Source organism: Paenibacillus sp. USHLN196, assembly GCF_037144955.1.
Lineage (GTDB): Bacteria > Bacillota > Bacilli > Paenibacillales > Paenibacillaceae > Paenibacillus > Paenibacillus xylanexedens_C.
In genome coordinates, this window is the sequence record NZ_JBBCYH010000009.1 from 263,594 (window position 1) to 284,779 (window position 21,186).

22 protein-coding genes and 1 riboswitch are annotated in these 21,186 nt (G+C 47.5%); of the genes, 18 read left to right on the plus strand and 4 right to left on the minus strand.

Annotated elements, in window-relative coordinates; all coding sequences use genetic code 11:
- Positions 1-7: 7 nt before the first annotated feature.
- Entirely contained in the window at positions 8-2,587 is a 2,580-nt protein-coding gene (locus WFI24_RS22090; protein WP_336764238.1) for a UvrD-helicase domain-containing protein, read from the minus strand.
- Between the two features lie 567 nt (positions 2,588-3,154).
- Between WFI24_RS22090 and WFI24_RS22095 the strand changes: the two genes are divergently transcribed.
- Positions 3,155-3,970 carry a zinc ribbon domain-containing protein gene (locus WFI24_RS22095; protein WP_091038323.1) on the plus strand — a complete coding sequence of 272 codons (816 nt, stop codon included), beginning with the start codon at positions 3,155-3,157 and terminating at the stop codon, positions 3,968-3,970.
- 78 nt (positions 3,971-4,048) lie between these two features.
- The gene (locus tag WFI24_RS22100) at positions 4,049-4,843 is read left to right on the plus strand and encodes a TrmB family transcriptional regulator (RefSeq protein ID WP_336764239.1); all 795 of its coding nucleotides are present in this window, start codon (positions 4,049-4,051) and stop codon (positions 4,841-4,843) included.
- A gap of 279 nt (positions 4,844-5,122) precedes the next feature.
- Here WFI24_RS22100 and WFI24_RS22105 read toward each other — a convergent pair whose 3' ends face one another.
- Entirely contained in the window at positions 5,123-5,815 is a 693-nt protein-coding gene (locus WFI24_RS22105) for an NUDIX hydrolase (protein WP_336764240.1), read from the minus strand.
- A 79-nt stretch (positions 5,816-5,894) separates the two neighbouring features.
- Between WFI24_RS22105 and WFI24_RS22110 the strand changes: the two genes are divergently transcribed.
- A complete protein-coding gene (locus WFI24_RS22110; RefSeq protein WP_017690846.1) occupies positions 5,895-6,197 on the plus strand; it encodes a hypothetical protein in 303 nt (100 codons plus the stop codon).
- Positions 6,198-6,439: 242 nt separating this feature from the next.
- On the opposite strand, the gene mscL is transcribed toward WFI24_RS22110, so the two are convergent.
- Positions 6,440-6,934 (minus strand): large conductance mechanosensitive channel protein MscL, encoded by a 495-nt coding sequence (gene mscL, locus WFI24_RS22115; protein ID WP_336764244.1) that lies wholly within the window; start codon positions 6,932-6,934, stop codon positions 6,440-6,442.
- 269 nt (positions 6,935-7,203) lie between these two features.
- A riboswitch (purine riboswitch) is annotated at positions 7,204-7,303 on the plus strand.
- Positions 7,304-7,604: 301 nt separating this feature from the next.
- On the opposite strand from mscL, the gene WFI24_RS22120 reads away from it, so the two are divergent.
- Together WFI24_RS22120 and WFI24_RS22125 are read left to right on the plus strand one after the other, a co-directional pair.
- Positions 7,605-8,192, plus strand: a complete 588-nt coding sequence (locus WFI24_RS22120) for a xanthine phosphoribosyltransferase (RefSeq protein WP_307540132.1) — start codon at positions 7,605-7,607, stop codon at positions 8,190-8,192.
- Position 8,193: 1 nt separating this feature from the next.
- Complete coding sequence (locus WFI24_RS22125; RefSeq protein WP_336764247.1) at positions 8,194-9,555, plus strand: nucleobase:cation symporter-2 family protein; 1,362 nt, start codon at positions 8,194-8,196, stop codon at positions 9,553-9,555.
- A gap of 265 nt (positions 9,556-9,820) precedes the next feature.
- Here the strand turns inward: WFI24_RS22125 and WFI24_RS22130 are convergent, their stop codons facing one another.
- Positions 9,821-10,159 carry a DUF4870 domain-containing protein gene (locus tag WFI24_RS22130; protein ID WP_336764249.1) on the minus strand — a complete coding sequence of 113 codons (339 nt, stop codon included), beginning with the start codon at positions 10,157-10,159 and terminating at the stop codon, positions 9,821-9,823.
- A 281-nt stretch (positions 10,160-10,440) separates the two neighbouring features.
- Between WFI24_RS22130 and WFI24_RS22135 the strand changes: the two genes are divergently transcribed.
- From WFI24_RS22135 to WFI24_RS22195, 13 genes are all read left to right on the plus strand, one after another.
- Positions 10,441-12,021, plus strand: coding sequence for a contractile injection system protein, VgrG/Pvc8 family (locus WFI24_RS22135; RefSeq protein ID WP_336764251.1), 1,581 nt, complete (start codon positions 10,441-10,443; stop codon positions 12,019-12,021).
- Between the two features lie 277 nt (positions 12,022-12,298).
- The gene (locus WFI24_RS22140; RefSeq protein WP_336764285.1) at positions 12,299-13,174 is read left to right on the plus strand and encodes a pentapeptide repeat-containing protein; all 876 of its coding nucleotides are present in this window, start codon (positions 12,299-12,301) and stop codon (positions 13,172-13,174) included.
- On the plus strand, positions 13,171-13,668 hold the full coding sequence (locus WFI24_RS22145) for an imm11 family protein (protein ID WP_336764253.1): 498 nt from the start codon (positions 13,171-13,173) through the stop codon (positions 13,666-13,668). The genes WFI24_RS22140 and WFI24_RS22145 overlap by 4 nt, the downstream gene beginning before the upstream one ends.
- Positions 13,665-14,315 (plus strand): hypothetical protein, encoded by a 651-nt coding sequence (locus WFI24_RS22150; protein ID WP_336764254.1) that lies wholly within the window; start codon positions 13,665-13,667, stop codon positions 14,313-14,315. Before WFI24_RS22145 ends, WFI24_RS22150 begins: the two co-directional genes overlap by 4 nt.
- Positions 14,316-14,335: 20 nt before the next feature.
- Positions 14,336-14,713: a DUF4280 domain-containing protein gene (locus WFI24_RS22155; protein WP_336764255.1), complete on the plus strand. Its 378-nt coding sequence runs from the start codon at positions 14,336-14,338 to the stop codon at positions 14,711-14,713.
- A 30-nt stretch (positions 14,714-14,743) separates the two neighbouring features.
- Positions 14,744-16,420, plus strand: a complete 1,677-nt coding sequence (locus WFI24_RS22160; protein ID WP_336764257.1) for a hypothetical protein — start codon at positions 14,744-14,746, stop codon at positions 16,418-16,420.
- Positions 16,417-17,244, plus strand: a complete 828-nt coding sequence (locus WFI24_RS22165; protein ID WP_336764259.1) for a hypothetical protein — start codon at positions 16,417-16,419, stop codon at positions 17,242-17,244. The genes WFI24_RS22160 and WFI24_RS22165 overlap by 4 nt, the downstream gene beginning before the upstream one ends.
- 225 nt (positions 17,245-17,469) lie before the next feature.
- Positions 17,470-17,802, plus strand: coding sequence for a hypothetical protein (locus WFI24_RS22170; protein ID WP_336764261.1), 333 nt, complete (start codon positions 17,470-17,472; stop codon positions 17,800-17,802).
- A gap of 1 nt (position 17,803) precedes the next feature.
- Positions 17,804-18,328: a hypothetical protein gene (locus WFI24_RS22175; RefSeq protein ID WP_336764263.1), complete on the plus strand. Its 525-nt coding sequence runs from the start codon at positions 17,804-17,806 to the stop codon at positions 18,326-18,328.
- A 222-nt stretch (positions 18,329-18,550) separates the two neighbouring features.
- Positions 18,551-19,237, plus strand: coding sequence for a hypothetical protein (locus WFI24_RS22180; RefSeq protein ID WP_336764265.1), 687 nt, complete (start codon positions 18,551-18,553; stop codon positions 19,235-19,237).
- The gene (locus WFI24_RS22185; protein WP_336764267.1) at positions 19,234-20,124 is read left to right on the plus strand and encodes a DNA/RNA non-specific endonuclease; all 891 of its coding nucleotides are present in this window, start codon (positions 19,234-19,236) and stop codon (positions 20,122-20,124) included. Before WFI24_RS22180 ends, WFI24_RS22185 begins: the two co-directional genes overlap by 4 nt.
- A gap of 5 nt (positions 20,125-20,129) precedes the next feature.
- Entirely contained in the window at positions 20,130-20,618 is a 489-nt protein-coding gene (locus tag WFI24_RS22190) for an antitoxin YezG family protein (RefSeq protein ID WP_336764270.1), read from the plus strand.
- A 257-nt stretch (positions 20,619-20,875) separates the two neighbouring features.
- Positions 20,876-21,186, plus strand: a 311-nt coding sequence (locus WFI24_RS22195; RefSeq protein ID WP_336764273.1) for a hypothetical protein, incomplete at its 3' end; no start/stop codon positions are given.

A 21,186-nucleotide genomic window follows, 5' to 3' on the forward strand; every position in this document is an offset into this window, starting at 1 on the left:
CTTTGAGTTATTTCCCAAATCTCCCCGTTACGGGAACCTGACGAGTACCGGCCTCCATCGATCCTGAGCACAGGGGACAGGCGGGAGGGCCTGATGATGCCTTCTTGGTTGCTTTTGAAGGTACAGCCGGCTTCTGTCTTAGCCACGCTTTGCAGGTGGACGAACTGCATTTCCAGATCGCAACGGTCTCCGTACGCTCAGCATTACCTGAACCTGAAGTATGCGACTGTGAACTGGAGGAACTCGCAGCTGTCGGTCTCACACCTGTGGTACTAAATGCCTTATGGTTGCGAATTTCACCACTGCCACGTCGTTCACCAAGGCGATCCTCGTCACGTTCGTTGTGGACCTCGAAGTCACGACGGTCACTGTGGCTGATGGCACGGCGCTGTGCCACATCACGTCCTTCGGAGCGAGTACCTGAGCCCGAGCGGGCATACGGTCCATTACCTTTACCATTTGAAGTCTGACCGCTCGTCCTGCTCTCCTCACGAGGTTTGCGTTTGTCCGGAACTTCCATGCCGAAGGCTTCAAGCAGGAAGCGTGACACATCCGCTGGCTTTCCGTGGTGGCTTGCGGGTGAGGTGACATACAAGTACTGTTTGGCCCGTGTGATGGCAACATAGGCGAGTCTGCGTTCTTCTTCCAGTGCCATGTCCAGCTCGGCGTCTGTCTGCTGCATAGCAAGCGCGGCTTTCTGATCCTCAGGAATATCCTGGCGCAGGGCTGTACTGTGAGGCACAATGCCTTCACTGGCTCCAATCCAGTACACACAAGGGAACTCCAATCCTTTGGCCCGGTGAATGGTCATCAGCTGTACCGCGTCACTGTCCTGTGCACGGCGCAGAGATTCCATCTCCCGGTGTCTGCGGGAGAGCTCATCCGCGAATTGAATGAACTCTTCCACCGTTTCGAATTTTTTGACAGCAGCTTCGAATTCATCTAGGGTTTCCAGCATCGTTTCCTTATAATGGGTGAAGATGCTGGGATCACCGCTTTCCATATACTTGTCGTAGAACTGTCTGCGCATCTCCTGAATGGCAATGATGGGCTTCAGTTTGTGCAGTGATTTGATCAGCTTAATGCGTTCCTTGACCTGTTCCTGTTGGAACGGTTTCAGCTTGTCCCATTTCACCAGATGGATGAGCGGATATTTTTTGGCCTGTTGTTGTTCACAGCGCTGAATCCACTCCAGCCCTGCATCCCGTGATACATAGAGCGGTCCCAGCGCACTTGGGAGAGCATCCATGGCACGTGGATCAAGAGACAGACGCAGATGATCCATCAGGGGTCTGATGAGAGACTGGTCATAGAAGACCGGAGAAGCACCATGCTGTACAAAAGGCACATCTTTCAACACAAGCTGCTCAAATACAGCCCGGCTGCTGCTGGCTGTCCGGTGAAGAATTGCAATGTCACGATAGGTGTGTTGCCCTTCTTCAACCTGTTGACACAGCTGGTTTACGACCCATGCCGCTTCTTCCTCCGCATTGGAGGGTGTAGCGAAACGGGGCGCATCGCCGCGGTTTCCAGCGGCACGCAGCCGTTTGTCACGTCTGCGTTTATTGCGGGCGACCAGTTCGCTTCCGAGTCCCAGAATGCGTGCATCACTGCGATAATTAATATCCAGCGTCACGATGCGTGCACCTGGGTATACTTTATCGAATTCCAAAATCGATTCCTGGCGTGCGCCATTAAAGGTATAGATCGTCTGGTCATCGTCTCCCACAACCATCAGGTTGCGGTGGGCAGAAGCCAGTTTTTGTACAATCTCATATTGCAGATGATTGGTATCCTGGAACTCATCCACCATAATGTACTGAAAACGCTTCTGAAGCGGCCCCAGAACAGCAGGATCACGAAGCAGCGCGGCTGCACGTAGTAAAATATCATCAAAATCCATTTTGCCGCGATCCTGCTTCCAGGCTTCGTAACCAAGAAGAACACGCTTGGCATCGCGTTCTTCCTGTGATTTCTCAGGCAGATCGGTTGTTTCCGATCCTTGCATCTTCCATGCGGACAGCATGGCCAGCAGACTTTCGGGCTGGAAGGCTTCACTCATGCCATTTTGGCGAAGAAGCATCTTCAGCACCGTATGCTGGGCTCGCGACTCGCCAAAGATCTCTTCCTGCACACCGTAATGACGCAGCAATGTCAGGGCAAAAGAATGGAAGGTGCGAGCTTGCACGGCTCTTGCAGCTGCTGGGCGTATTCCTGGCAAAGCCGCGATCCGGTCTTTCATCTCGGTGGCGGCCTTGTTGGTGAACGTCACCAGCAGGATACTGCCTGCATGTACGCCACTGACCTCTATGAGATAGCCAGCTCTTGCAGCCAGCACAGTTGTTTTGCCACAGCCGGCTCCGGCGAGCGTCAGAATGGGTCCTCTGCCGTGACGGACTGCCGAGATTTGTGGTGCGTTTAACTTGATGCCTGCCTCTTCCAGCGAGCGAAAATAAAAGGCATCTTGTTGATCATTGCCCACGAGTTGCCGACTGGTCTCCAGCGGAGCAGACGGGGACTGGGGCAGGGACGCCGCCGGGGTAACCCCGAGCGGACGGGGGTAGAACGTTGAGTTCGGACTTAACATGTTTCATCCACCTCTGTATGCATTCAGGGATAGGACTATCCCGGTTAAAAGTAAACCATTTGCCCTTTTCACAATCGCATTGTAAATTGGTATGATAGTGTTAGTCGCCTAATCAGGCGGTTAAGTATGGCCAAAGCTTCATTATACCCGAACGTATGGTCTTGACGAAAGCCCCCGATTTCATCCAGTATCGGTATAAACGGGCACCTGCACGAGATTACGCAACTTTTTGGCATGATTTCGTATAAGTTATATGCCTGAGCATTTTGCATGAAAGATGTAATATGCTAATTTACTACAAGTATGTGTTCAAAAAGTCGGGTTTTCAGTACCGAGAAGATGGAATGAAGCTAGAAATGGAGTAGCGGAGCGTAGGGAGAGCTACGTGAGCAACTAAAATGTTTCCGAAGGAAACATACTTCGTAAGCATATGCTTATTCGGCTGAATCCCATATTCGATGCTGAGGATGCCACTGGCATCCTTCGTAATCAAAAGCGGACTTTTTGAATAACCTCTAAAATTTGAAATGATAATATTGGTTTTGACGGGACAGAGGAGGAATGGTCATGAAACTGCTTCAGCGCATCAAAGACGGAGCGAACAAAGCAACAGAGCGTGCCCAGCACGCCGTTGAGATTGGGAAATTGAACAACCAGATTGTGGGCTTGCAACAGGAACAGGAAGTCCATTTTACAGATATGGGTCGCATCTTCTATGAGGGTTATCGGGCACAGGATATGACGCGTGCGGAAAAAGAAATGGTGGATCTGTCGCAGCTCTGCGACGAATTGCAGGACGAGATTGATGGTCTGCGCAACAAGATTGCACAACTCAAGAACGAACGGTTGTGCGAGTGTGGACACGTCGCTTCCCTGGATGCCAACTTCTGCCCTAAATGCGGACGCAAGTTGGGTGAACTCAAGACACCAGCACCTACAGTAGGAGCTGCAGGAGTCGCAGGAGCCACCACAGCCGCGAGACAGGAGGCAGCTGTGGCTCAGACCCAAACTCCAGAGCCGGACTTCTACGATGCGCCACCTGAATTGGAACTGGAGGAAGACGAGCCGTATCATACGGTCATTCCGTCCATAGCGGATCTGGAAACGGAATCGGAATATAACAGTACGGAATTTACCCAGGAAGAAAAGGAAGCGTTCGATGCGGAGTGGGAACGTCGCAGAGATGAAGAGATGCAACGAGAACGTGAGCGTCAGCAGGAACTGGACGAACGCATCCGCTACTGGAAAGAAAACAACCCGATCGTGAATACGGTGGACGTACAGACCGAAGTGTCACGCGAAATGGTGAATTGTCAGATTTGTGCAGCCGAGCTGCCCAAAGGGTCGAAGTGGTGCCCGCGTTGTGGTGCCGAACAGATCTGATCTGATGCAGTAGAAGCACTGCCGCATCGCATCAGTGTGAGGCAGTGCGGGTTGCTGACAGCATGGGGGGACGGGAATATGGACCAACTGCTGCATCATTTGCGTCATCTCGGGTTTACCGAGATGGAATCTAAAATTATGGTGGAACTCGCCCGTCAGGGATCAGCCTCAGGATATGAGGTTGCGAAGCGTCTGGGCGTGTCCCGTTCCAATGTATATGCGACCCTGCAACGGCTCGAACAGCGTGGATTCTTGCGGTGTAGTCCGGGGGAACCAGCGAAGTACAGTGTGCTGAAGCCTGAGGAGATGACACGCATGATCTCCGATCAAATGCGTACCTCTCTGGATTATGTCCAGAGCAGCATGCCCAAGAGTGAACCGAAGAAGCCTGTCTTCTATAACATCGAAGGTGACAAGAATGTGTTTGAGAATCTGAGTCGTGAATTGGCTGAGGCTCAGCATGAGATTGTCGTAGACGTTTGGCGTGAAGAGGCGGAACTGTTACGCAATGACTTACAGCAGGCTGAAGCTCGGGGTGTGCGGCTGTTATGGTCGTGTGACGGTGGGGAAGGCATGCTGGATCAGCCCGTACCTTGGCCGGGTTTGCCTTTGTATGGCACAGGTAATGGTCGGAAATTCTCTCTGGTGGTGGACCGCCGCTGGTGCATGCTGGGCATGCGCGGGGAATCATGCGCCACACAGGCCGTAGTTACGGAGCATCCGGTGATGACCGGACTGCTGCTGAATCATTTTGCTCAAGAGCTGGTATTGTATGAATTGGAACAGGATATGGGTGAGGAACTGGAGTCCCGCTATGGACATCGGTACGGGGAACTCTCTGCCCGTTACTGGTCTTCTCCTTCAGGAGGATGACAAGAGCTAGGCAGATCGACAACTAATTGACATGTGATTGAGTGAACGTGCTGGTGCCAGATTGGTTCTCGATGTAACGAATACGGGTGGTACATATAACAGGCGTTGCCCCAGAGGCAGACGCCTGTTTGTGCTGGTTTGAGATATGACAGTGATGTTCGTCACAGCATCTGTTTCCAGTCAAGTCGATAGTATGGGTATGAAGTTATGCTATTTTTGAGAAAATGAAGCTATGAACATTCGATTGAACTGGATTGGGTTGAACAGGACTCTACGTGATCAATCTTTGGGCACGTGATACAGAGCTTCCAGCACATCCGTATAATAAGCTGTACCATGAGGCACGAATTCCCTCGCCCGAATCTGGCGAACGATATGCTCTGGTTCATAAGCTGCATGATCGCTGGACGGGTCCTTATGACCGATGGAATGTGGCGGTGATGTCAACGGCTGGGTCTGAACTCCGGTAGCTTGGATCACGTCGATCTCATTACGAAACAAAGCGAGCAGATCATCCAGGGGCACTTCATACAGGCTGTCCACCTCGCTGGGCTGCAGAACGTAGGCTTCGAGCGGCTGGTTCAGACATAGTCCATAGACCGCACTGAATTCCCGATCTACGAATGGAACACCACGGACCTCTCCTTGGAGCTGCTGTGTAGCCGTGAATAGATAGGTTAGTGCCTCGAATGGAACATTCACACCCAGTTCTTCCTCCAGCTCACGACTGGCGTCTTGCAGTTGTTCACCTGCGGTGAGATGACCTGCTGCTGTAATGTCGTAACATCCGGGGAAGGTATCCTTAATATCACGCCGCCGCTGAAAAAGAACCCGTCGTTGCGCGCCTTCGTCACGCACGATCCAGCAGTGGAATGAACGGTGCCAATATCCTTTGGCATGGACCTCACTGCGCAGTGCTGTACCGATCCAATGTTGCTGATCGTCATAAATGTCGAAACGTTCTGGTGTCATGAAACGTATCTCCTTATATAGCAGTTTTTAAAGTTCAAAATTTCACAAAGTATGTTTTAAACGAAAGGGGAACGATCGTATGGAATGCATTGTACACTTTCAGGTGATTTATCCGCAACCTCAGGAACGTAAAAGTCTTAGAGGACTTATATTTGTAGGGCAAGGTCAGGAACCGGCTAACAGTCAGTTAAGCAGCATGTTTAAGGATATGGGTTTTAATGTACGTTTGGAAGATGAGGCCCAATTGTTGTTCAAGCCAGTGGATGCTTCGGCAAACTTTGAATATATTCGCGTGACAGAGCTTGATACTGGGGAAGAAGTTTACAAAGAAGATAAAGATCTGAAGTCGATCCTGGAACATTTGCTGCCACGCCGTTTCTAGTTCATGAGCATGGCTGCGAATGACATTCATGGGGGAGCACATGTATCACATGTATTTTAAGCACCAAAAAAGGCCCCACCTTTACGGTGGAACCTTTAAACCTTTAAGCTACGCAACCCATTGTTAATGAAGTCCAGATGGCTAGCTTTTCATACATAAACCCTAGCAAGTAAGAGGTTGTCCCCCGCATCAGGATTTATATCAGAAATTCAATCCGGTGCGTCTTTAAAGGTTCATCGTGATTATGCCGGAGCGCCGGTGCCTTCTGCTTCGAGCTCTGAAGTACAGTGCGAGCAGCGGGTAGCCGCAGCCGGAATTTCGGATAGGCAATACTTGCAAGCCTTGGTCGTTTTTTTCGGCTCGGGCTTTTTGTGTTCTTTGCTTTTGATGTAGTTGATACCTTTAACAAGCATGAAAATACAGAAAGCAACGATAATAAAATCAATCATTACGTTGATGAACTGCCCGTAAGCAATTACGGTTGCGCCAGCTTCGTTGGCTTGTGCTAATGTCTTGATTTCCTGCCCGCTGGCGGTTTTCATATCCCAATCCAGATTGAAAATCTTCTGGCTGAAATCAACCCCTCCAAGCAGTTTTCCAACCGGGGGCATGATGATATCATTCACAAGGGATGTGACAATTTTACCAAACGCAGCCCCGATAATGACACCGACCGCCAGATCGATGACGTTGCCGCGAACGGCAAATTCTTTGAATTCGTTAAGTACGCCTTTCATGTCTGCATATCTCCTTTGATCATTAATTCATGATGTAGGCCGCGTCTCCATGCATTATCCGTTCAGATCCGCGCTTCCGTCCTCATATTGTACATAAAAAACACATTCCAATCATCCTTTGTTTGCAAATTAAGACAAGTTTCCGCAATTTCCATGAAAATACTTCTTTATTTCATGCCGTCGATTCGGTATACTTCTAACATTGTCAGTTATGTTTAACCATTTATATTCAGGTTCGCGATCATACATTGTAACGAATCATGGAGCCAAAAATTAAATATGCCGTTACTCGTATATGTGCAGGAATAGGCCTGCATGTCTCTACCCGATCACCGGAATGATCGGACTACGGGAAAGATGCTGCAACATTTTGTAGGGTTGGAATAAGATCATTCTCAGACAGTTTGACTGAAAAGCAGGTTCAGGTAGCTTCACATCTGATCCTGAATAGACTGTTTGGCGTTTGACGTGTCAGAGTGACATCGTGTCTCTGTCTGTCCTTCCAGGCACTTGCAGCATCCATACGGCTTGTCCATATATGTACAAGTCCGTCTTTCCCGTCTCCGGTTATTCCGCAGCGTGTGAAAAGGCGGGCTTTTTGCTTTTTTACCATGCGATTGGAAGAGCATGTGAGCTTCTGCGCGGAGGGCATTCAGGGGGAAGAATTACTATGCAATTGTTAAAAGACAAGGTAAGACAGGAAGGCATTGTCCTGTCCGAGCAAGTACTCAAAGTGGATTCATTCCTGAACCACCAGATGGACCCGGTATTGATGAAGGAAGTGGGCAAGGAATTCATTCGCCGCTTTGAAGGTGAGAATATCACACGTGTGCTGACGATTGAGTCGTCAGGGATTGCACCAGGCATCATGACCGCGTTGGAACTGAATGTACCGCTGATTTTTGCACGGAAGCAGAAGTCACTCACACTGACGGAAGACATTCTGGTGGAGAAAGTATACTCTTTCACCAAGCAGGAGACGAATGAAATTACCGTTGCCAAGAAATTCATGAAGCCTGGTGACCGCGTGCTGATCATTGATGATTTCCTGGCGAATGGTGAAGCAGCATTTGGTCTGGCCCGCATTGTGGAGCAGGTCGGAGCAGAAGTGGTTGGTATCGGTATCGTTATTGAGAAAGCATTCCAGCCGGGAGGTCGCTTGCTGAAAGAAGCAGGATACCGTGTGGAATCGCTGGTTCGCATCGGGGCACTGTCGGATGGACAGGTTACATTTGCGGACGAGGAGGGCATGAACTAATATGGCACGCGAACGTATTTTTCAGCGGCATCGGCATCCAATCAAAACGTTCTCCCTCGGACTACAGCACGTGCTTGCGATGTATGCAGGAGCCGTCGTTGTCCCATTGATCGTCAGTAACGCATTGGGCTTTACACAGGAACAACTAACCTATCTCATTGCCATTGACCTGCTCGCATGTGGTGTGGCTACACTGCTTCAGGTATGGGGAAATAAATATTTCGGCGTAGGGCTGCCTGTCATGCTCGGTTGTGCATTCCAGGCCGTGTCTCCGATGATCCTAATCGGGATGAACAGTGGAGTATCTGCCATTTACGGAGCGATTATTGCCTCAGGGCTGTTCGTATTGATCTTCTCGGGAATCTTTGGGAAGCTTATTCGGCTCTTTCCACCCGTGGTCACGGGTTCGGTGGTTACGATTATCGGTCTAACCTTGATTCCGGTTGCTTTCCACGATCTGGGCGGCGGTCAGGGATCAGAAGATTTCGGCAGCGGAGTTAATCTAATGCTCGGCTTCGGCGTGCTGCTCTTTATCATTCTAATGACTCGATTTACAACAGGTTTTATCCGTTCCATCTCGGTACTGATTGGTCTGCTGGTAGGTACAGTGGCAGCAGGGTTCATGGGTGAAGTGAACTTTGCCCCTATTCGAGATGCAAGTTGGTTCCACGTTGTTCAGCCGTTTTACTTCGGTAAACCGACGTTTGAGATTGTACCGATCCTGACGATGATTCTGGTGGCGATTGTCAGCGTGGCCGAGTCCACAGGCGTATTTATGGCTCTGGGCAAGATTTTGGACAAGGACCTTTCTTCCAAGGATCTGGCCCGCGGTTATCGTGCAGAGGGTCTGGCCATTGTGTTAGGTGGTATTTTCAACTCTTTCCCATATACAACGTATTCGCAAAATGTAGGACTGGTACAGATGACACGTGTGAAGACGCGTGATGTCATTGTGGTGGCTGGTGGAATCCTGGTGGTCATTGGATTTGTACCGAAGATTGCGGCGCTCGCACAGCTCGTTCCAGGGGCAGTTCTTGGCGGAGCCATGGTGGCCTTGTTCGGCATGGTGGTATCATCAGGCATTCGGATTATCGGCAGTCAGGTGGATCTGAACCGACATGAGAATCTGTTTGTCATCGCTTGTTCTGTAGGTATGGGACTTGGGGTTACCGTTGTACCTGAGCTGTTCGCAGGGGCACCGGCCTGGGCTCAAATTATGCTCGGCAATGGTATCATTGCAGGCAGTTTCACGGCGATCTTCATGAATCTGCTGTTTAATGGTCTGGGCACCAAGGAAACAGCTGCCAAGATGGCTGAACAACAGGCGGATGCCATCCTTGGGGAAACAGGCAAGTCAGCTTAATTAGCCGAATTAGGCTAGGATTATCATCCAGCAGGATTGTTATGTTAACTGTTATAAATAGATGATTCACAAAATGAATAATGAATCAGGTTAACCATGATGATATACAGCATGAATGGTTTATGGCATACATCGTTTATGCTATGAATGTTCAATCACATGAACAAATGAAAGAGACACCTTTAGATGCGAAACACCGAAAACAGGCTCTGCAGAGTCGTGTTTTCGGTGTTTTTTTGTTTTATTTAACTATGATGAGCGGGGATTACAGATGACGTAACTGTTTCTCTGCAAAATCACCAACCCACGGCAGCTTCAGCCACCTCCCCTGTAGACTGGTGACGACCATAATAAGCCAGACCACTACACCAAGCAGGGATAACAGCGATGCCACGAGGGGGCCAAACAACGGAAGGAAAGCTGATAGTACATGCCCGACCATAATGATGCCAAAGACCGTTACAGATTGCAACGCATGGAATAGCACAAACCGACTCCGCTTCTCCACAGCGAGAAAGACAATTCCTCCTACAAAGGTAAACAGATAACAGAGCATGCCAGCAATATTTTCATCCAGACCGCTAGATGATTTCATCGGGGACATCCGGTCCAGCCTCCTTTGACCTTTTTAACTAGGTTATGAGGGAGGTGGACAGAACTGAACCGGTTTGGTTAAGGAATGTTCCAGATGAACAAAAGAAAATATTAGACACTTTATAGGTAAACAAGTGAGACTATAGATTTATTTAGAAATTCAAGTGCGTAAACACACATACAATTTGAGACTTTCTACATATTCAAAATATTCCATAAAATTCCGATTTATATAAATACATTTATAAAGTTTAATCCATTAATTCATTCGAGATGCAAGGAGACCTATTCATGAATATATCCGCAACAACATACGGTCAGGTTCGGGTAACACCTTACGAAATCGTTCGTCTTCAGACCCTTGAAGTAAATAAAACGATGAACGGACATGCGCGAATGAAATTGACGGCAGTGATCCCGGAAGCCCGAAAAGACAGCTATGTTCAGGCAACAACATCTCAAACCGATATTAACGTGAAAATTATCAATGACGATGGACATGAGAAGGTGTTTTTCTCTGGTGTGGTACTACATGTGAAAGTGAACGTCATTAACGATGTACATACACTTAAGGTTGAAGCTGTATCCCATACCTATTTGCTGGATGTAAAGCTGCACAAGCGTTCCTTCCAAAACCCCAATCTGTCCTACAAGAATTTGGTACGCAAGATTATTTCCACCTATGAAGGTTCAGATATCATTGACTTTGCTACAGATGGCCGTAAAATCGGAGATTTTGTGATGCAGTATGAGGAAACAGATTGGCAATTTATCAAAAGGATGGCCTCCCATTTCTACACTGGAGTTGTACCGGATACAGCGTCAGGCAAACCTAAGCTTTATTTTGGCTTACCCGAAGGCCAGTATAAGGGAGAATTGCAAGCATCCCATTACACAGCAACCAAACGAATTGCCGACTATCGTTCTGCAAAGGAAAATAAAGTACCGGGTGCCAAAGATCCGGATTATATCGTATACGAAGCGGACAGCAGGCAATGGTTCGAAGTAGGGAATGAAGTAGAGTTTAAATCCAAAAAGTGGATTGTAGGTGAGGCAAAGACCCGATTCATCGATAGTTTGCTAAATCATACATACTCCTTATTTCCAGCGGAGGGGCTTCGTTATAAGAAGAGCTACAATACTTCCATTATTGGCGCTTCCATTCAGGCTTCGGTTCTTCAAGTCAAGGGGGACAAAGTTCGTGCGAAGCTCGATATGGATGAGCAGCAGGATGAGAGCACAGCCTATTTCTTTCCCTATTCAACGATTTATGCTTCCGAGAACAATACGGGCTGGTATTGCATGCCTGAAGTGAATGACAGCATTCGTATTTATTTTCCGAGCAAAAAAGAGGAAGAGGGCATTGCCATAAGCTCTGTAAAAAGGCAAGATCCTGAAATTGTGCCAGCTGCATCGAAACAGGCTTCAACGGCATCACCAGCGGCTGGAAAGGGTAGTGCTTCAGGACAGTCTGGGGGAAGTCCAAACGGGAGCAATCGTAATAGTTCAGGCGCAGGTGGAGGCGGAAGTAAATCTAGCCCGGCCAGCAGAGTAGCCCCGCCCCCGGTGCCCGAAGATCGTATGGGCAATCCAGACATCAAGACATTCCGAACCAAATATGGGAAAGAGATCATGCTGGCTCCAGACAAAATTGTGATCTCGGCGGGTGGAATGTATATCACGGTCAGTGACGAGAATGGCATCGAGATTGTAAGCGATCAGAATGTCAGCATTACAGCGGGTCAGGATGTCGTTATGTCCGGACAAACTATTCGGATCGCAGGCGAGAAGGTTGAGTTAACCGGAAAGGGCAATACCATCACTCTGGAAGAAGAGTTGAAGATGCACGGGGCGGAGATCAAGATGAATTAGCCAAGAGTGGTAGAAAGGAAGAGAAATGAACAAAGCGGAAGCGATTGCACATTTACAGCAGGAAATATTGGAACCCGCACTTCAGGAACATCTCTCAAGCCTGAGGACGTATATCATGCAACATCAAAACTCGTTAATTCAACCTTTCGTAGAGTCTATGCGGCAACTCTGTGTAAAAGCAGAATGGGTCCAACAGGAACTCGGGAAAGAACCAATCTCAATCCTTCATTGTTCCATGTTGAGAACATCTATATTGGAGGGGAGTTACACCTGCTTGATGGAAGCCTACTCCGATCAATGGTATTGGGATGAGGTGGAGTGTATGCACACATATGATGCGACGTGGGCATTCCAGCCGTTGTCTTCGTTACAAGAGCTACTTGATATCGCAATGAGACGTTATGGAGGTGTACTGAATGCTTCTGATGTTGAACGGATGATGTTGCAGTCCGCAGGGAGATTCAATGCCTACGTCATTGCGCTTGCACGTCTGGCCGTTCCCCATGTTGTTAATTTGAAAGAGATGGAACACATCAACCGTGCAGATCAGTTTCAGATCAGGGTAGGTGAATATAAGGACTGGAGTGAACCCGTGTATATCAGGGACTATGGGTATAGGGACATGCAGAACATCCGCAAGAAATTATCAGTAGCGGAAGGGCTGGAATGTGCTTATGGAGACTATACGTCACTATCCTTGGCAGAGGGATTATACGACCACGTTGATATCAGGTATTCCGATTTCAGTCATGCCGATCTAAACAAGAGTAACTTAAGAGGTGCTGTGATGATTGGGACCAAATGGGAACAGAGTGATCTGAGTGGAGCTGACCTCAGAGGGGCGCTACTTATGGATGCTGTGTTCCGGGAATCCAGCCTGCGTGGAGCCAACCTGTCTGATGTCAGTGACGGAGCAAGTATGGAATTCCAGGAAGGTGTTCTTGGTCTTCAGGGGATCTGTTTTGCCGGAGCCAATCTGGAAGGCGCCGACCTCAGGGGAGCACAGTTATTCCATGCTGATTTTCAGGGGGCTAGGCTAAGTCAGGCACAGATATGTATTCATGACCGTGAGAGGTATACACATGTTTTGAATGAAGATCAGATTGAATCGATACGCTGGGTTGTATCCCATGAGGAAGAGGAGGAGCTATGATCCCACGATTTTATGAACTGACCGAAGATCATCGGATATTGAATCCGTTCAGGCCTCCTGTACTAAAAGCCAGTTTTGATGAGTTGCCCATTTCATCTGTCATGATGATTGAATGCAAACCGAATGAAGAGCCGACCGATTGGATAAGTAGGCCATCATATTTTGTCAGTGATCGCATGAAGCGGCTGATGGAAATGATCGATGAAGCACTGATATTCAAATCCGTCACCTTCATCGATCAGGGTAGCGGGGAACAGCTGAGCTACTGGGCATGTCATATCCCTGCTGTGTTGGCTCTGTCTGACAGGAGCCTGTTTTATCCGAATGGTTCAACACAGCAACTGTTATTACAGAGTGAGAGAGTTAAAGATCAACGCATACTTACAGTTGAGGGAGTAAGAGGGAGTGGTGTAATCGTTCGTCTTGATGTAGCAGAAAGTATGCTTCGCAGAGGGTTGAGTGGCTTTATCTTGCGAAAGTTGGATCTGGAATGAACCGATATGGTGATGAGATGCTGCTGAAAATGGATCGGGATTTCCGTTTGGCGAAGCTCATTCAGGAAGCTGAAGCGGCAAGTGGGAAGCTGGTGACGCAGGAAGAGGTTACATACGGAGTACGCCAGGGATGGATAGAGACCGAAGAAGAAAGCATCATGTTGAAAAATCAACGGATCTGGGATGGGCTACTAACTCTCCCTATACCGGATCATCTGGTCCAGGTTCCCCGTGGCAAACTGCAGGATGGCCGAAACAGCCATGAACGAGATGAGGTCATGTGGATCGATGAGCAAAAGGGTATCAGCTTAGGCCTATCCAGATCTTCTCATCCATTGCACGTCAGCCAGATTGAGAGAATGGGCAGTGTTATCACAGATCAGATACGAATGCTCAAAAAGGATGCGCAATGGTTAAATGAGGAAACGGTACAAGGAGATAGCCTGATTGTCTTCTATGGAGAATCCATTCAACCCTCAACCTTGGGAATGGCGTACGACATCGTGTTCGTTACGTCTGTAAGTGGAAGAGCGGTCACAGGAAATGTCCGTTTTCCGGTTGAACAGCTTCATCTATGGCGGCTTCTAACAAGGGCGATATTCACATGTACGCAAATGAGTGAAAACGGAAATGAACCAATCCATTAATTAACATAGGGGGGATTAGAATGCTGCTACCCATGCTGTTCAAAGCTTTGATGTCAGGAGGCTTCGGTGGTGAATTCACCTATGTGGTCAGAGGTGCAGAGATTTCCTGTAGTCAGGGATCAGATCCGGGTGTACTGAACCTCCCTCTTTCCCACGGCATCTATATCAAGGAACAGCCTGTATTGAATGTTGCAGACGTGATTCCGCTGGCTAACGTTGGACGATGCGGGTTTTGTAAAATGGACGGAGCATTGTGTGATCCGGATACGTTCTTCAACAAATGGAGCCAGGGCAAGGAGGACGTGCTGGTGGAAGGAGAGGCTGCTTTGCTCAGTCGATCTGAACTGATATGCCGAAAAGGCGGGATTATCAAGATTGAAATTGATGGTCAACTGTAAGATAAATACAGATAAGAAAGGGGGAACATTGTGCAGACCTTGGAAAAATCAACGCTAACCTATGGGGATATCCATGTCCATTGGCCATATGGCAAGATACGCCTGGATAAGCTGGAATTGAACCAGCAAGCGGGGGGACATGCTCGGTTATTCTTCAGTGGATGGGTAGATGAAGAATGGGAAGAGACCATGATTCAGAAGGCTGGAAGTCACGATCGAGTCGGCTTCATCCAGAAGGATGAAGCCGGGAGGGAGTTACCCCTGTTCAAAGGACAACTGCATGAGATCAAAGTCGAAGCCACCAGAGGGGTTGTGTATGTGATGGCTTCCGTCATCTCACATACCTATGAACTGGATACCTTGCAGAGAACGAAATCTTATCAGAACGAGAAGTTGCGTTATTTGGACATTGTTAATCGTGTTATGAAGGGTTATCCTGAAGGAGACTATATTGATTTTGCCTTTGATGACACGAAGACGGGCGCTTTTATTATGCAGTATCAGGAGACCGACTGGAGCTTTCTGAAACGGCTGGCTTCTCATCTGGGAGCAGAACTGGTGCCGGATGTGACTGCACACAAGCCCCGGTTCTGGATTGGATATCCTGAAGGCAGAGGGGCATTTGAGCTGAAATCCATCCCTTTTGAGAAGAGTCGTAATATTGAGCGTTTTTTACATACTGAAGCCCACGGGAAACATGCAGTAAGCGAGGAGAAGTATACAACGTATAGTTTTGATCTGGGGCAGGAGCTTCAATTGGGGGATGAAGTATCCTCAGATGGCCATATCTACAACATAATCTCTCGCCAAGCGATGCTGGAACGGGGCTTGCTACAGTGGAAATATACATGTGCATTGCCAGCATCGCATCCCCTGCCCAGACAGCTTCAGACGATGATCACGGGTGCTGCGATCGAAGGGAAAATCATTGATGTGAAACGTAACCAGGTGAAGATTCATCTGGATATGGATGAGGGTCAGCAGGCCGGAGAGGCACGCTGGTTCCCGTATGCCGCGGAAGGCAGCCAAGTATGGTACATGATGCCTGAACCGGGCGCGAAGGTGAAACTGTATTTCCCAAGTGCAGAAGAAGACGAAGCCATGGTGATGCAGTCGGTTCGTCAGGAACCAACGGAAATGGAACATGTGGAGAAGAGCAGCAAAGCGATGCAAGACCCCGGTGTCAAGTCCTTTGGCAACCCGCAAGGGAAGTCGTTCACCCTTGGCGACAGCGAACTTGTCATGAACGCCCAAGAGGGCGCCTTATTTATCTCGATGGCTGCGGGTAACGGGGTTACATTGAATAGCACAACCCACGTGCAGATCCAATGCATGGGTGACTTAAACATCAGCGGGGCCAGCGTCAGTCTGGAGGGTACAGAGGGCTTGTATATTCAGACGATGACAGATCATGTGGAGCTCGTGGAAGAGGTCAACGGCAAGAGTGAGAATGTAGTCCTGGAAGCCGAGATCCATCGTTCCTTCGACATGATTCAGTCTGCATTCGATCAGAGTCTTGCCATGATGGGAGAGAGCGCACTGAAGGAAGCGCGGCTGAAGCGAAATCGGGATGCACGTGAAAAGGGCAAACGAGATGGAGTAATCGAAGAGGGGAAAAGCTTGCTCAGTATGGTCGGTGATGTGGCTGATCTTGCATTTACAGGGATTGTCGGGGTGACAATGCCCAAGGATTATACAGCTGGGTGAAGGGAGAACAGGTCGGAGCGTTAACGAAGCGGAATGCTACGGTACAAGGAACGATCACGGGCGTAAATAACGCCATTGATTACACGGGAGACCTGGTCACGGGTCAGAAATCAGGGGAAGAGATCTGGCAAGATGTAACCAGCGCGGGAAAGGCGTATGCGAAGCCATTCATGGACCTGAAAGGCGAAGACAACCGCACGATGCTGACCCTGACGGAACAGGAGAGCCACGACGCTGGTCGGAACGATGTTGGGGCTACGATGCGAGTCGTGGATACGGCGGGGGCTATGTTTGGCGGGGCTTCATTGGTCAAAAATGGGGTCAAGGTCCTCAAGGGTGGTGGTAAGAAGTCTGGCCATGCTGATGGAGATGGAGCCAAGGGCGGTGTCCCACATGGTCATGGAGATGGGCCAGATGGAAGCTCAGGCGGTGCCATGAAGGATGGCAAGCTCAAGACCAATGCGGCATTAATGCCTTCATCTCTCGCAGAGCTGGGAGAACGAATCAGCCAGGCCTTGGGTAAAGTGACCGCAGGCGCAGCAGCCAGTGTTCCGTGGCGAGTGCAGCGTATGCAATTGGTAGATGGCCGGAATGTCATGGTGATTGTGAAGAACGACAATCACATGTTCTCGGAACCAGGTGGGAATCGAGGGAAAGGCAGTGATTCTGGGAGTTCGAAGGGATCGCCGAACACATCTCATGTGGATTCGAGAGAGACCAGTATGTCGTCGAAGGATGGGAACACTGAGAGGACAGGTAAAGATGCACAGACACCAAGAACCGGACCAGAATGGGATGAGTATTTCCGTTCAAAATATGGTTAGGAAAACGTAGACTGGAAAACTAGTTCTGAGCACAAGCTATATAGTGATAAGTATATTCCTTATACATCTAAAATCAGGCCCAATTCTATAATTACTAAACCATCGTTACCTAAGGATGGGAAACCTGAGGGGAATTATGCCGAGATTCCACCAAAAGGTGATAGAGGATTAGAAAGACAAAATGAATCTGCTAATGTTCTTGCCGAACAAGGATATCGGACGGTAATGCTTGATGAACTTCCAAATGGAAATGGTTTCGATGGAAATGGCTACGGTATTAATCCTGATAAGAGTCCAGACTTCATAATAGAGGGGCAAGTGTTTGATTGTTATGCTCCTAAATCAACTAATCTAAATACTATTCTTAAAATGCTCAGAGATAAAACCACAAATCAAGCAAGGAGAATAGTGTTGAATTTAAATGATTATCCTTTTGAAAAAAGAACTGAACTTATAGAGTTTATATTAAGTCAAACTCACAAGGATTTAAAATACTTAAATGAACTATTAGTCATTGAAGGCCGTCAAGTAACTAGAACGTATTGGAGGTATGAGTAAAATGGATTATTCGTTAAGTATTGGTTCTGATTTTCCCAAAGAAGAATTGAGCAAATTGCTATACAATATGTTATGCGAAGTATTATTTGTAGAATTAATTGATTATGAGGCACAAGTATGGGACAGGTCCTATACTCAAAGCGTAAGTGTCGGATGCACATATTTTTCAATGAGCATTAATTTAGATGATGATGATGACTATACAGAACGTTATCGGAAGGCAAATCTTGAAGCATATGGTGTAGATACGAATGTTTTTATTAGTATTCAATTTAAAACGCATACGATTGAAATCGGATGGTTAAAACTACTCGAAGTAGTTGGAAAACTATTGAAATTAAACAATCTGGATCTGGTTGTTGAGGATCACACCGCGTATCCTCTATTTAAAAGAGTTAAAGGGCGTTTGATTATAAATAGCAATTTAGATTATCGGGAATGGTATCTGACAAAAGAAAATTTAGCACTATTGAATTATCCTTATGAAGAAGAGGACTTTCTAAAAGATAGTGAAGAAGAAAGGTAACGGTTTGTCCAAGTATTTTGAATCTATCAATAATTATATTAACCACGCCACAATACGGGCTAAACGCTAGTGTAGCCTTTTTCATTTTTTAATATGGATGTTGGGAATTGATGTGATAGATCCTCCCAGTGCCGAATAAACTCATTATTCACTCCAATAACACATATAATCCATGTTATACCCGTGTAGAGATTTCTTCATTTTCATTTTGGTTGCACGCACGTGAAGATTGTATTGAACAGGTCGATTATGGTCAGACACCACCATGATTGGCTTGTTTTTTGTTATGCCCGAGCACGGCGCGAAGGTGAAACTGTATTTCCCAAGGAAGCGCGGCTGAAGCGAAATCGGGATGCACGTGAAAAGGGCAAACGAGATGGAGTAATCGAAGAGGGGAAAAGCCTACTCAGTATGGTCGGTGATGTGGCTGATCTTGCATTTACAGGGATTGTCGGGGGTGACAATGCCCAAGGATTATACAGCTGGGTGAAGGGACAGGTCGGAGCGTTAACGGAGCGGAATGCTACGGTACAAGGAACGATCACGGGCGTAAATAACGCCATTGATTACACGGGAGACCTGGTCACGGGTCAGAAATCAGGGGAAGAGATCTGGCAAGATGTAACCAGCGCGGGAAAGGCGTATGCCAAACCGTTCATGGACCTGAAAGGCGAAGACAACCGCACGATGCTGACCCTGACGGAACAGGAGAGCCACGACACTGGTCGGAACGATGTTGGGGCTACGATGCGAGTCGTGGATACGGCGGGGCATCCTTGGTCAAGAATGGGGTCAAGGTCCTCAAGGGTGGTGGTAAGAAGTCTGGCCATGCTGATGGAGATGGAGCCAAGGGCGGTGTCCCACATGGTCATGGAGATGGGCCAGATGGAAGCTCAGGCGGTGCCATGAAGGATGGCAAGCTCAAGACCAATGCGGCATTAATGCCTTCATCTCTCGCAGAGCTGGGAGAACGAATCAGCCAGGCCTTGGGTAAAGTGACCGCAGGCGCAGCAGCCAGTGTTCCATGGCGAGTTCAACGTATGCAATTGGTAGATGGCCGGAATGTCATGGTGATTGTGAAGAACGACAATCACATGTTCTCGGAACCAGGTGGGAATCGAGGGAAAGACGGTGGCTCTGGCAGTTCGAAGGGATTGCCGAACACATCTCATGTGGATTCGAGAGAGAGTAGTGTGCCATCGAAAGGAACCATTTCTAAAGAGTCGTCTAATTCTTCAAACGTTACACCAGCTAAGCCGAAGGATACATCTAAACCTGTTACTCCTGCCCCTCCAGTTTATGAAATAGTAACCTATGGAGAACACTTTACAAAGAAAGGTAGAAAAAAGGCTATAAAACCGAATGTGGAATACACATCACCCGATGGTTATACTTATCGTACGGATAGTCAAGGACGTATTATTGAATGTGAAGGAACCATTGTACTTGGTAAAGGAGACCGAAGTGAATATGCACAGAGGACGGTTGGAAAAGGACAAGGCAGATTACCTGATGACGACGGTGGACATTTAATAGGAGCACAATTTAAAGGGCCAAAGGATATTGATAACCTCGTCCCACAAAATAGCCAAATCAACCGAAGTGGCGGAGTGTGGTATGAAATGGAAACTGATTGGGCGAATGCTCTTAAAGAAGTACCACCTAAAAAAGTTACAGTGAAAATTGAACCGATCTATTCGGGCAATTCAATGAGGCCAGATGCTTTCGAAGTAGTTTACGAAATTGAAGGCAGAGGTATTTTTGAGAAAACAATAAAAAACCAATCAGGAGGCTGAATTAATTGGAACAAATACTAAACAATTTATACCGGCAGATAGCTGAAACAGTCAATGAAATGATACCGGAGGGTTGGGGAGAGTTTTATTTTTATGCTCAAATTTCTGATAATGGTGGAGGTGCGTATTTTTTCTACCAACCTGAAAAGAATCCGGAGAGGTATGAATATAGTCTTGAGATTCCTTTTAAATATCAAGTGAACGAGAGGGAATTTAAATTAAATAAAAGAAAACTTCTGTCATTAGCAGAAAAAATGAGAGAAATATTTAAAGATGAGGGTCAAGAGTTATGGTATTCTTTTACTTTAAGTTTGGAAAGGACAGGAAAATTAAAAGTTCACTTTGATTATACAAATTGGTTTGATACCAATTATAGTTTTAGTGACCAACTTATCATTTGGAAATACAAGTACTTAAACGAGACTCCTCAAGATACGGCTCTACAAAATCTGGTAAATAGGTACTCTGAACAATTCCCGGATAATCCAATCTAAGTGAACAAAAAAGCAAAATATCTCAGTGGGGGTTATCCGTTGCCGTATGACCTTATCATTTAACCAATAACATATTACCTAACCAAAAAGGGTTTAATTCTTAGTTGTGAGAATCGTACAGTACAATCAACAAATCAAACATTACATTATTCAAAAAATTGATAAAAGTTAAATTTTCAAGGCTCGTTCCAACTTGAACTATGGAGTAGGAATGAGCTTTTTTGCGTGCAGAAAACACATAAAAGTGCTAATGCAAGGTGAATAAGAAATCGTGGGATCAGGTGAAGCGGGACGGAGCCAGTGCGGCAGAAGAGTATGCCAAACCGTTCATGGACCTGAAAGGCGAAGACAACCGCACGATGCTGACCCTGACGGAACAAGAGAGCCACGACACTGGGTTAAACGATATTGGGGCTACGATGCGAGTCGTGGATACGGCGGGGCTTCATTGGTCAAAAATGGGGTCAAGGTCCTCAAGGGTGGTGGTAAGAAGTCTGGCCATGCTGATGGAGATGGAGCCAAGGGCGGTGTCCCACATGGTCATGGAGATGGGCCAGATGGAAGCTCA